The following is a 14,334-nucleotide window of genomic DNA, read 5'->3' on the forward strand; positions in this document are numbered from 1 at the left end:
GCAAAATTCGTTGGGGTGCCTTCACCGGCTGAGAGACGCGACACGCGTCAACCCACTGAACCTGATCCGGGTCATGCCGGCGTAGGGAACGAATGCAAGCCCGAACGGCCGCAAGGCCGGGCTCTGCCGCAACACTGACGCGGCCATCCGTCTCCCCGAAACCGCAGTCCGGATCGTGCCTTTCACGCAGCGCGTCACCTTCTTGCCGAAGGCGCGCCCGGCAGGAGCGGGGATACCGTGGCCAGGGACACGAAACCGGACTACGCCGCGGGCGGAACGGCCAGATCGGGCAGATCGGGCAGGGGCCCGGCCATCGCGCTGACCATCGCCGGCTCGGACAGCAGCGGCGGTGCCGGCATTCAGGCGGATCTCAAGACCTTTTCCGCGCTCGGCGTCTACGGCGCCAGCGCGATCACGGCGATCACGGCGCAGAATACCCGCGCGGTGACGCATATCCACGACATCCCGCTCGACGTGGTCGCAGGCCAGATCGCCGCCGTTCTCGATGATCTCGATGTCGGCGCGGTGAAGATCGGCATGCTGTCCTCGCCGGAGATCGTCGCCTGCGTCGCCGCCGCACTGGCCGATTATTCGGGTCCGGTGGTGGTCGATCCGGTCATCGTCGCCAAGTCCGGCGCCAAGCTGCTGCGCGAGGAGGCCATCGCCGCGCTGAAGGAGCAGCTGCTGCCGCGCGCGGCGCTGATCACGCCCAACCTGCCGGAAGCCGCGAGCCTGCTCGGCGAGGCGCCGGTGCGCGAGGTGGTGGAGGCGGAAAGGCAGGGGCGCGCGCTGCTGGCGCTCGGCTCCGGCGCGGTCTTGATGAAGGGCGGGCACGGCGAAGGGGCGCAGTGCACCGACCTGCTGCTCGTCGCCGGCGAGCCGCCGCTCGCCTTCACCTCGCCGCGGATCGAGACACGCAACACCCACGGCACCGGCTGCACGCTCTCCTCGGCCATCGCCGCGGGTCTTGCCAGGGGGCTGCCGCTCGCGGCGGCCGTCGCCGAGGCGCATGACTGGCTGCATGCGGCGATTTCCGCCGCCGACACGCTGCGCGTCGGCTCCGGGCATGGTCCGGTGCACCACTTCCACGCCCTGTGGCGGGAGGAGGCACGATGAAGATCTCCGTCATCGGCGGCGGCGTCGTCGGTCTTTGCGTTGCCACCGTGCTTGCCGAGCGCGGACAGGAGGTGACGCTGTTCGAACGTGCCGAGGCGCCGGGCCCGGCCTCCTGCTCCTGGTGGGCGGGCGGCATGCTCGCCCCCTGGTGCGAGGGCGAGAGCGCCGAGGAGCCGGTGGTGCGGCTCGGCCGCGACGCCATCTCCTGGTGGTCGCAGCGCGTCGGCGGTGTCGTGCTCAACGGCAGCCTCGTCGTCGCCCCGCCGCGCGACACGGCGGACCTGCGCCGCTTCGCCCGCATGACTGAGTGCCACGAGGCGGTCGACGGCGAGCGCATCGCCGAGCTGGAGCCGGACCTTGCGGGGCGCTTCCGCCAAGGCCTGTTCTTTGCCGGCGAAGGACATCTCGATCCGCGCCGGGCGCTGGCCGATCTCGTCGCCCGGCTGCAGGGGCTGGGCGCCGACCTGCGCTTTGGCACGGACATGCTGCCGCAGGATGCGCCGGGCGACCGGGTGGTCGACTGCCGCGGGCTCGGGGCTGCGGCCGACGTGCCGGAGCTGCGCGGCGTCAAGGGCGAGATGCTGGTGCTGCACGCGCCGGACGTCGCGCTGTCCCGGCCTGTGCGCCTGCTGCATCCGCGCATTCCGCTCTATGTGGTGCCGCGCGGCGAGGGCGTCTTCATGGTCGGTGCCACCATGATCGAAAGCGGCGAACGCTGGCGCATCACCGCCCGCTCGATGATGGAGCTGCTCGGCTCCGCCTACACGCTCAACCCCGCCTTCGCCGAGGCCGAGATCCTGGAAACCGGCGTCGATGCGCGCCCGGCCTTCCCCGACAACCTGCCGAGGCTCCTGCGCGACGGCCGCATCCTGCGGGCCAACGGCACCTATCGGCACGGCTACCTGCTTTCGCCCGCGCTGGCGCAGCAGGCGGCCGATCTGCTTCTCCATCCTGAAACCGAACCGGAGTTCTTCCATGGCCATAACCGTCAACGGCGCTCCGCTTGAGCTTGCGCCGGGGTCGCTGGCCGCGATCCTCGAGGCGCTCGACTATGGCGACGCCATCGTCGCCACCGCCCTCAACGGCGATTTCGTCCCCGCAGAGGAGCGCGCCGACACGCAGGTGCGCGACGGCGACCGGGTCGAGATCCTCGCCCCCATGCAGGGAGGCTGACCCATGCCCGTCTTCTACGGCGAAACCGTCGAAAGCCCGCTGCTGCTCGGCACCGCGCTCTATCCCTCCCCGGCGATCATGGCCGAGGCGGTGCGGGCCAGCGGCTGCGACATCGTTACCGTGTCGCTGCGGCGCGAGTCCGGGTCGGCCCGCGCGGGCCAGGACTTCTGGGGCTTCATCCGCGACCTCGGCATCCGCGTGCTGCCCAACACCGCCGGCTGCCATTCGGTGCGCGAGGCGGTGACCACGGCGAAGATGGCGCGCGAGGTCTTCGGCACGCCCTGGATCAAGCTCGAGGTCATCCACGACGCCGAGACGCTGGCCCCCGACGTGTTCGGCCTGGTCGAGGCAGCGCGCATCCTCTCGGGCGAGGGGTTCCAGGTGTTCCCCTACTGCACCGAGGATCTCGGCGTCGCCGAGCGGCTGGTCGAGGCCGGCTGCGAGGTCCTGATGCCCTGGGGGGCGCCCATCGGCTCGGCCCGCGGGCTCAACAATGTCTACGGCCTGCGCTCGCTGCGCGCGCATTTCCCCAATATTCCGCTGGTGGTCGATGCCGGCCTCGGCGTGCCCTCCCATGCCGCGGCCGCCATGGAACTCGGCTACGACGCGGTGCTGCTCAACACGGCGGTCGCCAAGGCCGGCGATCCGGTCGCCATGGCGAGCGCCTTCGCCAAGGCCGTGGATGCCGGCCGCCTCGCCTTCACGGCCGGGGCGATGGAGCCGCGCGACATGGCCGCCCCGTCCACGCCGGTTCTCGGAAAGGCTTTTCTCGAATGACCGCCCTCGACCGCTTCTATCCCATCGTCGACAGCGCCGCCTGGATCGACCGCATCGTGCCGCTTGGCGTGCGTCTCGTGCAATTGCGGATCAAGGATCGCAGCACGGCGGAACTCCGGGCTGAGATCCGCGCCGCCGAGGCGACCTGCCTTGCGCATGACTGCCTGCTGGTGGTCAACGACTACTGGCAGCTCGCCATCGACGAGGGCTGCCGCTTCGTTCATCTCGGCCAGGAGGATCTTGCCGATGCCGATGTCGGCGCGATCCGCCGCGCCGGTCTCGGCCTTGGCCTCTCCAGCCACGATGGCGAGGAGCTCGAGACCGCGCTGGCCGTTGCGCCGGACTACATCGCGCTCGGGCCGGTCTATCCGACCATCCTGAAGCAGATGAAATGGGCGCCGCAGGGGCTGGAAAAGCTCGGCGACTGGAAGCGCCGGATCGGCGACATCCCGCTGGTCGCCATCGGCGGCATGAGCGTGGAGCGTGCGCCCGGCGCCTTTGCCGCCGGGGCCGACATCGTCTCCGCCGTCACCGACATCACCCTCAACCAGGATCCCGAGGACCGGGTCCGGCAATGGCTCGCGGCAACGCGCGCCTGATCTTGCCCACCCGACCTTGCCCCCCTTCGCACGAGGCTCGTCACCAATGCGTATCCTGACTTTCGTTCTCGCCCTCCTCGTCGCCCTGCCGGCCGTTGCCGCCGACAAGATGACGCTGCTGCTCGACTGGTACGTGAACCCCGATCACGGGCCGATCATCATCGCCAAGGAGAAGGGCTTCTTCGCCGACGAAGGCCTCGACGTGGAGATCGTCGCCCCGGCCGACCCGTCCGCCCCGCCGAAGCTGGTCGCCGCCGGCAAGGCGGACCTTGCGGTCTCCTACCAGCCGCAGATCCATCTGCAGGTCGCCGAAGGCCTGCCGCTCAAGCGCGTCGGCACGCTGATCGCCTCGCCGCTCAACTGCCTGATGGTCAAGGACGACGGCCCGGTGAAGACCATCGCCGACCTCAAGGGCCGCAAGGTCGGCTACTCCGTCGCCGGCGTCGAGGAGGCGCAGATGCGCGCCGTTCTCTCCCGTCACGGGCTGACGATGGACGACATCGAGATGGTCAACGTCAACTGGTCGCTCGCCCCGTCCGTCATGTCCGGGCAGGTCGATGCGGTCATCGGCGCCTATCGCAATGTCGAGCTGCACCAGATGGAGATCGAGGGCGTGAAGGGCCGCTGCTTCTTCATCGAGGAAGAGGGCATGCCCTCCTATGACGAGCTGATCTACGTCGCGAATCCGGAGCTGATGGACAGGGCGAAGGTCGCCCGCTTCCTGGCCGCGACAGAGCGCGCCACCCAGTACATCGTCAACCATCCGCAGGAGAGCTTCGAGATCTATGCCGGCACCGCGCCGGAGCTGAACGACGAGCTCAACAAGCGCTCCTGGGCCGATACGATCCGCCGGTTCGCCCTGCGTCCGGCCGCGCTCGACCATGGCCGCTACGCCCGCTTCGAGGAATTCCTCAAGGAGAACGGCCTGATCGAGACGATCCGCCCGGTGTCCGACCTCGCCATCGACGTGAACGTCCAATGAGCGGCGCGGAGAGGATCGTGGAGGCGGCCTACGGCTCGCCGGTCTACGGCGCCTGGCGTCAGGAGGCGGCCGGCGACTGGCAGGCCTACACGCACCATGCCTTCGTCGAGCAGCTCGGCGCCGGCACGCTGCCGCGGGAGATCTTCCTGCATTACCTGACGCAGGACTACATCTTCCTGTTCCACTTCGCCCGCGCCTGGGCGCTGGCGGTGGTGAAGTCCGAGACGATTGCCGAGGCGCGCTTTGCCTCCTCCATCGTCGACGGGTTGATGAACACCGAGATGAGCCTGCATGTCGACATCTGCGGCAAGGCCGGCATTTCGGAGGCGACCCTCCTGGCCGCCGCCGAGGAGCGGGAAAATCTCGCCTATACGCGCTTCGTGCTGGATGCCGGCATGTCGGGCGATTTTCTCGACCTCGTCGCCGCGCTGGCGCCCTGCGTCATGGGCTATGGCGAGATCGGCGCCCGGCTTGCCCGCGAGGGCGCGGCCGACACGCCCTACCGCCAGTGGGTCGACACCTATGCAGGCGACGACTACCAGGGCCTTTGCGCCAGCGTCGGCGAGCTGATCGAGACCTCCGTGCGCGGACGCCTCGGCGATGCGCCGGCCGCCCTGCCGCGCTGGGCCAGCCTGTCGAAGCGCTTCCGCACCGCCACGCGGCTGGAGATCGGCTTCTGGGAAATGGGCCTGCGCGGCCCGACCGTTGCCCCGGACCTGACGTGAGCAAGGTAGCGGCCCCGGCGCTGCGGTTGACCGGCGACTTCCATCACGCCGGCCGGCCGCTGTTCTCCGGCCTCGACCTTGCCATCGCGGCCGGCGGTTGGACCTGCCTGCTCGGGCCGTCCGGCGTCGGCAAGTCGACGGTGTTGCGCTTGTTTGCCGGGCTCGACACCGGCGGCACGTTCGAGGGGGAGATCTCGGCCAGCGATGGCGTGCCGGTCGCAACCCGCATCGCCTTCATGGCCCAGTCCGATCTTCTGGCGCCCTGGCTTGACGTCGTCGGCAATGTGACGCTCGGCGCGCGGCTGCGCGGGGAGGCGCCCGACCTCGCCCGCGCCCGCGCCCTGATCGAGCGCGTCGGCCTTGCCGGTCATGTCGACAAGCGCCCGGCCAGCCTGTCCGGCGGCATGCGCCAGCGGGTGGCGCTCGCCCGCGTGCTGATGGAGGACCGTCCCATCGTGCTGCTGGACGAGCCTTTCGCCGCGCTCGACGCCCGCACGCGGGCGGAGATGCAGGAACTTGCCTTCGAGGTTCTGGAAGGACGCACCGTGCTGCTGGTCACCCACGATCCGGCCGAGGCCGTCCGCCTCGGCCATCATCTCTTCATCCTGTCGGAGGATGGGCTGGCGCGGGTCGATGTGCCCGCCTCGCCGCCGATCCGCGAGGTCGACGCACCGGAGACGATGGAGATGCAGGCGCGCCTGTTCCATGCGCTGCGGGGGAGGCCGGCATGACGGGCTCGAGCCGCCTGACGCCGCTGCAGCGGCTGCGCGACGCGCTCGTCGCGGTTGCGGTGGCCCTGTCGCTGTGGCAGGCCATCGTCTGGATGAGCGGCGTGCCGCCCTTCATCCTGCCGGGGCCCTGGCGGGTGGCTGTGACGCTCGTCGACAATATCGGCCTGATTGCCGACCATGCCCTGATCACCATTGCCGAAGTGCTGATCGGCCTCGTCTTCGGCGCCCTGCTCGGCGCCGCCACGGCGCTGCATCTGATGGTCTCGCCGGCCGCGCGCCGCATCGCCCTGCCGATCATGGTGTTCAGCCAGGCCGTGCCTGTCTTCGCGCTGGCGCCGCTGCTGACCCTGTGGCTCGGCTACGGCATGGCCTCGAAGATCGCCATGGCGTTGCTGATCATCTATTTCCCGGTGGTCTCCACCTTCTATGACGGGTTGCGGCGGACCGATCCCGGCCTGCTCGACCTGGCCCGCACCATGGGCGCAACGCCCTTGCGCACCCTGCTGCATATCCGCCTGCCGGCGGGCCTGCCGGCCTTCGGCTCGGGGCTCAGGCTCGCGGCCGTCTATGCGCCCATCGGCGCGGTGATCGGCGAATGGGTGGGGGCGTCCAACGGCCTCGGCTACCTGATGCTCTTGGCCAACGGGCGCGCCAAGACCGACCTGATGTTCGCCAGCCTCTTCGTGCTGGCGGCCTTCGCGGTGGCGCTCTACGCGCTGGTCTCGTGGGCAACGCGGCGGATGACGTCCTGGTCGCGCGAAAGCCTCGACACGCTCTAAAGGGTGCCGAAATGCGGCCGGGCGAGCAGCACCGCATTGCCGCGCCCGAGCCCGACCCGCAATCCCTCGCTTCCCGCCACGCGGTTGGAGAGGGTCAGGGACGAGCCCATCGGCACGTCGCGTTCGGTCAGCGGCCACTCGACGCCGCGCAGGGTCAGGCCGGCAAGGTCCGACAGCGCCAGCACGGAAAACAGCGAGCCGGCGGGCAGGTCGATCTCCTGCTCGCCCGGCAGCAGCGGCCAGCCTTCCTCGTCGCCGCTGGTCATCAGCACGGGAATGCCGCGGGCTCTCAGCGCTGCCCCCTGCAGCAGGTTGCCCATCGCATGGTCCGAGCGCGCGCCGCCGAAGACGCCGGCGAGGACGAGACCGCTGGCGCCGCGGGCGATGGCCTCCGCCGCCGCCAGCTCGCCGTCGGTCATGTCCTTTGCCGGCGGGTGGCTCTGGCGCGGCACGTCGCGCCACGCGGCCGCCATGTCGCTGCCGCTGGAGTCGAAGTCGCCGACCCACAGCTCCGGGCGAACGCCCAGCGGTCCCGCGTGGCGGATGCCGCCGTCGGCGGCGATGGTGCGCGCGCCGGCGATCTGCCGCAGAAGCCGCGGCGTCGGGTCGAGATCCCCGCCGAGCAGGATCAGGAACGGCATCGTTCCGATCATCGGTCAAGCCTCCTGTCCGATATGACTTATTGCGAAATCAGCCTTGTAATATCGGTTTTTTCCCGCTCATGCTCGCGCAAAAGGGAGGACTTCATGAATCTGTCCAACATGCTTGCCCATCGCGCGGAGACGGGCCGTCCGGTGCGCGTTGCGCTGATCGGTGCGGGAAAATTCGGCTCCATGTACCTGACCCAGGCGCGCCTGACGGTCGGCGTCCATGTCACGGCCATCGTCGATCTCGATCCTGCGCGCGCGCGCCGCACGCTGGCGACCTGCGGCTGGCCGGACGAGCAGGCGCGGGCGATGTCGCTGGACGATGCCTGCGCTAGCGGTGCGACCTTCGTCACCGACGATCTGGCCGCCGTGCTCGCCGACGAGCGGATCGAGGTGGTGATCGAGGCGACGGGCGATCCGTCGGTCGGCATCCGCCATGCGCTGGCGGTGATCGAGGCCGGCAAGCATGTGGTGATGGTCAATGTCGAGGCCGACGTGCTGGCCGGTCCGCTGCTCGCCCGCCGGGCCGAGCAGGCCGGCGTCGTCTATTCGCTGGCCTGGGGCGACCAGCCGGCGCTGATCTGCGAGCATGTCGACTGGGCGCGCGCCTGCGGCTTCAAGGTCGTGTGCGCGGGCAAGGGCACGCGCTACCTCCCGACCTATCATCAGCTGACGCCGGAGACGGTCTGGGACGTTCTGGTCCAGTATCTCGGCATCACCGACCGCAGCCTGATCAATCCGAAGATGTTCAACTCGTTCCTCGACGGCACCAAGTCGGGCATCGAGATGACGGCGGTGTGCAACGCCACCGGCCTGCTGCCCCAGCCGGACGGGTTGTCCTTCCCGCCGGCGAGCCGCTTCGAGCTGTCCACCGTGCTGCGGCCGAAGGAGGCCGGCGGCACCCTGCCGTTCACCGGCACCACCGAGGTCGTCTCCTCGCTGACGCGCGACGGCGCCGACGTGCCGCATCACCTGGCCATGGGCACCTTCGTGGTGATCGAGGGCGAGACGGACTACGCCCGCCAGTGCTTCCGCGAGTATCACATGCTGGAAGACGAGACCGGCCGCTATGCCGCGCTCTATCGCCCGACCCACATGATCGGCATGGAGCTCGGCCTGTCGGTCGCCTCCGCCGTGCTGCGCAAGGAGCCGACCGGCATGCCGCGCGGCTTCGTCGCCGACGTGGTGGCGACCGCCAAGCGCAACCTCAAGGCCGGCGAGATGCTGGACGGCGAGGGCGGCGCCACCGTGTGGGGCAAGCAGCAGCCGGCCTCCGTGTCGCTGGAGCGCGGCCTGCTGCCGCTCGGCCTTGCCGCCCATGTCAAGCTGGTGCGCGACATCGCCGAAGGCGAGATGCTGCGCTGGGACGATGTCGCCATCGACATGGACCAGACCGCCGTGCGCATCCGCCGCGAGATGGAAGCCGCCTTCAGCGCCGGCTGAGGCACCGGCCCTCAGCAGGCCACGACATTGACCGCAAGTCCGCCTTTCGAGGTTTCCTTGTACTTGTCGGTCATGTCGAGGCCGGTCTGGCGCATCGTCTCGATGCAGCTGTCCAGCGGCACGAAATGCGCGCCGTCGCCCCTCAGCGACAGGGAGGCGGCGGTCACCGCCTTGACCGCGCCGAAGGCATTGCGCTCGATGCAGGGCACCTGCACCAGCCCGCCGATGGGGTCGCAGGTCATGCCGAGATGGTGCTCCAGCGCGATCTCGGCCGCGTTCTCCACCTGCTCGTTGGTGCCGCCGAGCGCGGCGCACAGGCCCGCCGCCGCCATCGCCGAGGCCGATCCCACCTCGCCCTGGCAGCCGACCTCCGCGCCGGAGATCGAGGCATTCGCCTTGATGATGCCGCCGATTGCGGCCGCCACCAGCAGGAACGAGCGGATGCCCTCCTGGGTGCAGTCCGGGCAGTGGTCGAGATAGTAGCGCAGCACCGCCGGCACCACGCCGGCCGCCCCGTTGGTCGGTGCGGTGACCAGCGTGCCGCCGGCCGCGTTCTCCTCGTTCACCGCCATCGCGTAGACGCCGAGCCAGTCCATCACCGTGTGCTGGAAGGGGCGGTTCTGCCCGGCTTCGCCGATCAGCTTGGCGTGGATCTGGTGGGCCCGCCGCTTGACGTTGAGCCCGCCCGGCAGGGTGCCGTCGCGCGACAGCCCGCGCTCCAGACAGGCATTCATCACGCTCCAGATGCGGTCGAGCCCGGCGTCCAGGTCGCCGTCGGGGGTTCGCGCCACCTCGTTGCGCCGCTTCATCTCGGCGATGGGCAACCCGCTGTCGCGGCCCATTTGCAGCATTTCCGCCGCGCTCTTGAAGGGGAAGGGGACACCCGTCTCTACCGTGCCGGCCATCGGCTCGTTCTGCGCGGCAAGCTCCGTCTCGCTGACGACGAAGCCGCCGCCGACCGAATAGAGCGTTTCCTCCGCCAGCACGGCGCCGCCTGCGTCGAAGGCGCGGAAGATCATGCCGTTGGCATGGCCCGGCAGCGGCGGGCCATAGTCGAAGACGAGATCGGTGGCCGGATCGAAATCCATGTGGCCGACGCCTTCGACCGCCAGGCGCTTGTCGCGCGTGAGGTTCGCAATCTCCTCCTCCACGCAATCGGGATCGATGGTCGCCGGATCGTGGCCGAGCAGGCCGAGGCAGATCGCCCGGTCGCTGGCGTGGCCCTTGCCGGTGAAGGCGAGCGAGCCGTGCAGCGACACGGCAAGGCGCGCCGGCTTCAAGCTCTGTTGGCGCAGCAGATCGAGGAAGCGCGCCGCCGCCACCATCGGCCCCATCGTGTGCGAGGACGATGGGCCGATCCCGATCTTGAAGATGTCGAAGACGCTGATGAACACGTGATCCTCCCGAAACCACCGGCGTGCCGCCGGTGCGCTCGGGGGTCTCCCGTCCCCGTCGCGCGGCCGCGATCATGCGTCGGGAATCGCCGCGTGTCACCCGCTGCCGGTTCTGGTGACGGTTGGGGGAAAATCGCTGTCGCTTTCGAAAGGCGCCAGGGCGGCGTCACGCGTCCCCCTCAGGCGTCCTCCCTCAGGCGTCTTCAGGCCACAGGAAGGCGTAGACCGCGAGCGAAAAGCCGATGTGCTCGACGAGCAGCGCGACCGCGCGGGCGCTGTCGCGGGCGAGCGCCGCGTCCATCAGCTCCGTGTGATGGGCAAGGCCGAGCGTACGCTCGACGAGGGCCCGGAAGTCGCCCTTCGCCTCCTGCGACAAGCCATGGCGGGCCTGCGGATCGAACAGCATGTGCCGGTGGTGGCGCTGCAACTGCTCGGTGATCTGCTGCTGGAAGCGCGACAGGCTCTCGGAGCGCCCGGCCGACAGAAGCGCGGCGTGGAAGGCATCGTGCCGCTCTTCCCACAGCGACATGCCGGCATCGTCGATGCCGGGCTCGGGGGCGGGTGTCAGAGACAGGCGGTGATGGGCGGCGACGATGCGCGCCTCCCAGTCGGCATCGCCCGCCTCGATGGAGCGCACCAGCAGCGTTTCCTCCACCGTGCGCCGTGCGAGCTGCAGGTCGCGGATCGCCGCGGCGGAGACCGGCGCGACGCGGTAGCCGCGATTGCGCTCGGAGATCACCAGCCCTTCCGCCTCCAGCCGCGACAGCGCCTCGCGCAGCGGCGTCCAGCCGAGGCCGTAGCGCGCCTTCAGGCCGGCGACGACCAGCGGCGCGCCGGGCGCAAAGCGGCTGCGCAGCAGGTCGGCCTTCAGCCGCTCATAGGCTTCCTCGGTCTTGGCCATGGGCTCCCGGGCTCTGTCGCCGCTTCCGCTTGGAAACGGCATTTTGATATAATCAGATCGATTATATATAATTCTTGGCACCTGTCGTCCACACTGTTAGGATCGCCCGCGTCACGACAGGAGATGGACATGCTGACTGGCCATGGCGCGGCCGGCGGAGCCTCGAACGGGGCGCCCGACATTGCCGCACTCGACCGCAATGACCCGCTCAAGGACAAGCGCGCGCTTTTCTCGATCCCTGACGGCGTGCTCTATCTCGACGGAAATTCGCTGGGCGTGCTGCCGAGGGCCGTGCCCGCCCGCCTCGCCGAGGCGGTCACGAAGGAATGGGGCGAAAGCCTCATCCGCGCCTGGAACGAGCATGGCTGGATCGACCTGCCGCAGCGTGTCGGCGACCGTATCGCCCGCATCGTTGGTGCTGCGCCCGGCCAGGTGACGGCCTGCGACAGCACCTCGGTCAACGTGTTCAAGGTTCTGGCCGCCGCCCTGGCGCTGCGCCCGGACCGCAAGGTGATCCTCTCCGACAGCGGTAATTTCCCGACTGATCTCTACATGGCGCAGGGCCTGCGCGACCTGCTCGGCCAGGGCCACGAACTGAAGATCGTCGCGCCGGAGGAGGTCGAGGCGGCCATCGGCGAGGATGTCGCGGTCGTGATGCTGACCCAGGTCGACTATCGCACCGGCCGTCTGCACGACATGGCGGCGATCACCGCGTTGGCGCATGCCGCCGGCGCGCTGACCATCTGGGATCTTGCCCACTCGGCCGGCGCGCTGCCGGTGGAGCTGGACGCGGCCGGCGCGGATTTCGCCGTCGGCTGCGGCTACAAATATCTGAACGGCGGCCCCGGCGCCCCGGCCTTCCTCTATGTCGCGCAGCGTCATCTCGATCATGTCGCGCCGCCGTTGACCGGCTGGATGGGCCATGCCGCGCCCTTCGCCTTCGATCTCGACTACCGTGCCGATACCGGCGTCGGCCGCATGCGCGTCGGCACGCCGCCGATCCTGTCGCTGGTGGCGCTGGAGGCGGCGCTTGCCGCCTTCGACGGCGTCGACATGGGCGTGCTGCGCGCCAAGTCGATCTCGCTGTCCGAGTTGTTCCGCGCCGAGGTCGAGCGCCGCTGCCCGGATCTGGAGCTCGCCAGCCCGCGCGATCCGCAGGCGCGCGGCAGCCAGGTCTCGTTCCGCTTCGAGCACGGCTATGCCCTGATGCAGGCGCTGATCGCCCGCGGCGTCATCGGCGATTTCCGCGCGCCGGATGTCGTCCGCTTCGGCTTCACCCCGCTCTACCTCTCCCATGCCGATGTGATGGCCGCCTGCGACATCCTTCAGGAGATCATGGCAACGCGCGCCTGGGACCGGCCGGAATTCCACAAGCGGGCCAAGGTCACATGAGCGGCAAGGGGGGAGAGATGGACACGGGCAGCCCATACGCCAGCGGGCCTTTCGATCCGGCCGAGGACGGCGCCGAGATGGAATTCGACGGCCGCATGTCCTATGGCGACTATCTCAACCTCAGCCGCATCCTGACGGCGCAGAACCCGTTGTCCGAAGCCCATGACGAGATGCTGTTCATCATCCAGCATCAGACTTCGGAACTGTGGATGAAGCTCGCCATCCACGAGCTGGTCGCGGCCAAGAGGCGCATCGCCGCCGACGACCTGCAGCCGGCCTTCAAGATGCTGACGCGCGTGTCGCGGATCTTCGAGCAGCTGACCGGCGCCTGGCAGGTCCTGCGCACCATGACGCCCTCGGAATACACCATGTTCCGCGGCGATCTCGGCCAGTCCTCCGGCTTCCAGTCGCACCAGTATCGGGCCATCGAGTTTCTCGCCGGCAACAAGAACGCGGCGATGATGCGACCGCATGCCCATGTGCCGCGCGTGCATCACTGGCTCGACCAGATCCGCCGGGACACTAGCATCTACGACGAGGCGCTCCGCCTGCTTGCCCGCTCGGGCCTGCCGATCGACGAGGCGCATCTGGCCCGCGACATCTCGCAGCCCTATGAGCGCAACGACAGCGTCCGCCTCGCCTGGCTGGAGGTCTATCGCGACCCGCATCGCTACTGGTCGCTCTACGACCTCGCCGAGAAGCTGGTCGACTTCGAGGATTATTTCCGCCGCTGGCGCTTCAACCACGTCACCACGGTGGAGCGCATCATCGGCTTCAAGCGCGGCACCGGCGGCACCTCCGGCGTCATGTATCTGCGCCGCATGCTGGAAGTGGTGCTGTTTCCCGAATTGTGGGAGATCCGCGCCGACATGTGAGCACGGCGCGCTATATGCCGGGAACGGGACGGTCCTGGGAGGGGCCGGTCGGGAATGGGCGCGGGTAAGGGGTTCATGGGGAGGGCTTCATGCCGACGGGACTGATCGACATCACGCCGCCGCTGCGCCCTGGCGCTGCGGTGTTTCCGGGCGATGCGCCCTACCGGGTGGAGAGAACCTTCGCCATCGGCCCCGGCTGCCCGGTCAACGTCACCTCCGTTTCGCTCTCCACCCATTGCGGCGCCCATGCCGATGCGCCCTTGCATTACGATGCCGACGGCGCTCCCATCGACGCCCTGCCGCTGGAGGACTTCATCGGCCCCGCGCGGGTGATCGATGCGCGCGGGGACGGCCCGCTCTGCCTGCCGGGAGAGATCGAGGGATATCTGGACGGCGCGCCGCCGCGCGTGCTGCTGCGTCTTGCCGAGGCGCTCGATCCGCAGGTCTGGCCCGAGGGCTTTCGCGCGCTCAGCCCCGAGACGGTGGAGCTGCTCGCCTCCCGCGGCGTGCGCCTCGTCGGCGTCGATGTCCCGTCCGTCGATCCCGACACGTCGAAGGACCTGCCCGCCCATATGGCATTTCGGCGTCACGACATGCGGATTCTGGAGAATCTCGCCCTCGCCCACGTCGAAACCGGGGATTATGAGTTGATCGCCCTGCCATTGAAGCTAGAAGGGCTGGACGCGGCGCCGGTGCGCGCCCTGTTGCGGCGCCTTTAGGGCGCGCGAAAAATGCCACCGGCAGGGAGAGCGGCCGGCAAGGCCGCCACATCGGACCGGGGAGGTCCTGGCGAGGGGACG

General features: G+C 69.4%; 16 protein-coding genes and 1 riboswitch. Of the genes, 13 read left to right on the top strand and 3 right to left on the bottom strand.

The annotated features are described in order from the left end of the window. The first annotated feature begins 1 nt into the window (after position 1). Positions 2-105, top strand: a riboswitch (TPP riboswitch). Positions 106-312: 207 nt separating this feature from the next. Genes thiD through GH266_RS17505 form a run of 9 tightly spaced genes read left to right on the top strand, consistent with a single transcriptional unit; the run spans position 313 to position 6,882 of the window. Further along, complete coding sequence (thiD, locus tag GH266_RS17465; protein WP_158196279.1) at positions 313-1,116, top strand: bifunctional hydroxymethylpyrimidine kinase/phosphomethylpyrimidine kinase; 804 nt, start codon at positions 313-315, stop codon at positions 1,114-1,116. Next, positions 1,113-2,123: a glycine oxidase ThiO gene (gene thiO / locus GH266_RS17470; protein WP_158194963.1), complete on the top strand. Its 1,011-nt coding sequence runs from the start codon at positions 1,113-1,115 to the stop codon at positions 2,121-2,123. Before thiD ends, thiO begins: the two co-directional genes overlap by 4 nt. Further along, entirely contained in the window at positions 2,092-2,289 is a 198-nt protein-coding gene (thiS, locus tag GH266_RS17475) for a sulfur carrier protein ThiS (protein WP_097175695.1), read from the top strand. The genes thiO and thiS overlap by 32 nt, the downstream gene beginning before the upstream one ends. Before the next feature lie 3 nt (positions 2,290-2,292). Further along, positions 2,293-3,066: a thiazole synthase gene (locus tag GH266_RS17480; RefSeq protein WP_158194964.1), complete on the top strand. Its 774-nt coding sequence runs from the start codon at positions 2,293-2,295 to the stop codon at positions 3,064-3,066. Beyond that, positions 3,063-3,665: a thiamine phosphate synthase gene (locus tag GH266_RS17485; RefSeq protein ID WP_158194965.1), complete on the top strand. Its 603-nt coding sequence runs from the start codon at positions 3,063-3,065 to the stop codon at positions 3,663-3,665. Before GH266_RS17480 ends, GH266_RS17485 begins: the two co-directional genes overlap by 4 nt. 46 nt (positions 3,666-3,711) lie before the next feature. Beyond that, the gene (locus GH266_RS17490; protein ID WP_158194966.1) at positions 3,712-4,647 is read left to right on the top strand and encodes an ABC transporter substrate-binding protein; all 936 of its coding nucleotides are present in this window, start codon (positions 3,712-3,714) and stop codon (positions 4,645-4,647) included. After that, on the top strand, positions 4,644-5,372 hold the full coding sequence (locus GH266_RS17495) for a TenA family protein (RefSeq protein ID WP_158194967.1): 729 nt from the start codon (positions 4,644-4,646) through the stop codon (positions 5,370-5,372). The genes GH266_RS17490 and GH266_RS17495 overlap by 4 nt, the downstream gene beginning before the upstream one ends. Further along, entirely contained in the window at positions 5,369-6,103 is a 735-nt protein-coding gene (locus tag GH266_RS17500) for an ABC transporter ATP-binding protein (protein WP_199270362.1), read from the top strand. Before GH266_RS17495 ends, GH266_RS17500 begins: the two co-directional genes overlap by 4 nt. Beyond that, positions 6,100-6,882 (top strand): ABC transporter permease, encoded by a 783-nt coding sequence (locus tag GH266_RS17505; protein ID WP_158194968.1) that lies wholly within the window; start codon positions 6,100-6,102, stop codon positions 6,880-6,882. Before GH266_RS17500 ends, GH266_RS17505 begins: the two co-directional genes overlap by 4 nt. Here the strand turns inward: GH266_RS17505 and GH266_RS17510 are convergent. Continuing rightward, positions 6,879-7,535 (bottom strand): thiamine diphosphokinase, encoded by a 657-nt coding sequence (locus tag GH266_RS17510; RefSeq protein ID WP_158194969.1) that lies wholly within the window; start codon positions 7,533-7,535, stop codon positions 6,879-6,881. The two genes, GH266_RS17505 and GH266_RS17510, sit on opposite strands and share 4 nt — an antisense overlap. Before the next feature lie 93 nt (positions 7,536-7,628). Here GH266_RS17510 and GH266_RS17515 point away from each other — a divergent pair, with 93 nt between their 5' ends. Continuing rightward, positions 7,629-8,972, top strand: a complete 1,344-nt coding sequence (locus GH266_RS17515; RefSeq protein ID WP_158194970.1) for an NAD(P)H-dependent oxidoreductase — start codon at positions 7,629-7,631, stop codon at positions 8,970-8,972. Between the two features lie 11 nt (positions 8,973-8,983). Here GH266_RS17515 and GH266_RS17520 read toward each other — a convergent pair whose 3' ends face one another. Both GH266_RS17520 and GH266_RS17525 read right to left on the bottom strand, forming a co-directional pair. After that, the gene (locus tag GH266_RS17520) at positions 8,984-10,366 is read right to left on the bottom strand and encodes an L-serine ammonia-lyase (RefSeq protein ID WP_158194971.1); all 1,383 of its coding nucleotides are present in this window, start codon (positions 10,364-10,366) and stop codon (positions 8,984-8,986) included. Positions 10,367-10,559: 193 nt separating this feature from the next. After that, on the bottom strand, positions 10,560-11,267 hold the full coding sequence (locus GH266_RS17525; RefSeq protein WP_158194972.1) for a GntR family transcriptional regulator: 708 nt from the start codon (positions 11,265-11,267) through the stop codon (positions 10,560-10,562). Positions 11,268-11,396: 129 nt separating this feature from the next. Here GH266_RS17525 and kynU point away from each other — a divergent pair, with 129 nt between their 5' ends. The 3 genes from kynU (at position 11,397) to kynB (ending at position 14,253) form a co-directional block, all read left to right on the top strand. Further along, positions 11,397-12,659, top strand: a complete 1,263-nt coding sequence (kynU, locus tag GH266_RS17530; protein WP_158194973.1) for a kynureninase — start codon at positions 11,397-11,399, stop codon at positions 12,657-12,659. Further along, positions 12,656-13,534, top strand: a complete 879-nt coding sequence (gene kynA / locus GH266_RS17535; protein WP_158194974.1) for a tryptophan 2,3-dioxygenase — start codon at positions 12,656-12,658, stop codon at positions 13,532-13,534. Before kynU ends, kynA begins: the two co-directional genes overlap by 4 nt. Before the next feature lie 89 nt (positions 13,535-13,623). Continuing rightward, the gene (gene kynB / locus GH266_RS17540; RefSeq protein ID WP_158194975.1) at positions 13,624-14,253 is read left to right on the top strand and encodes an arylformamidase; all 630 of its coding nucleotides are present in this window, start codon (positions 13,624-13,626) and stop codon (positions 14,251-14,253) included. Positions 14,254-14,334: the final 81 nt, after the last annotated feature.

The organism is Stappia indica (assembly GCF_009789575.1).
Lineage (GTDB): Bacteria > Pseudomonadota > Alphaproteobacteria > Rhizobiales > Stappiaceae > Stappia > Stappia indica_A.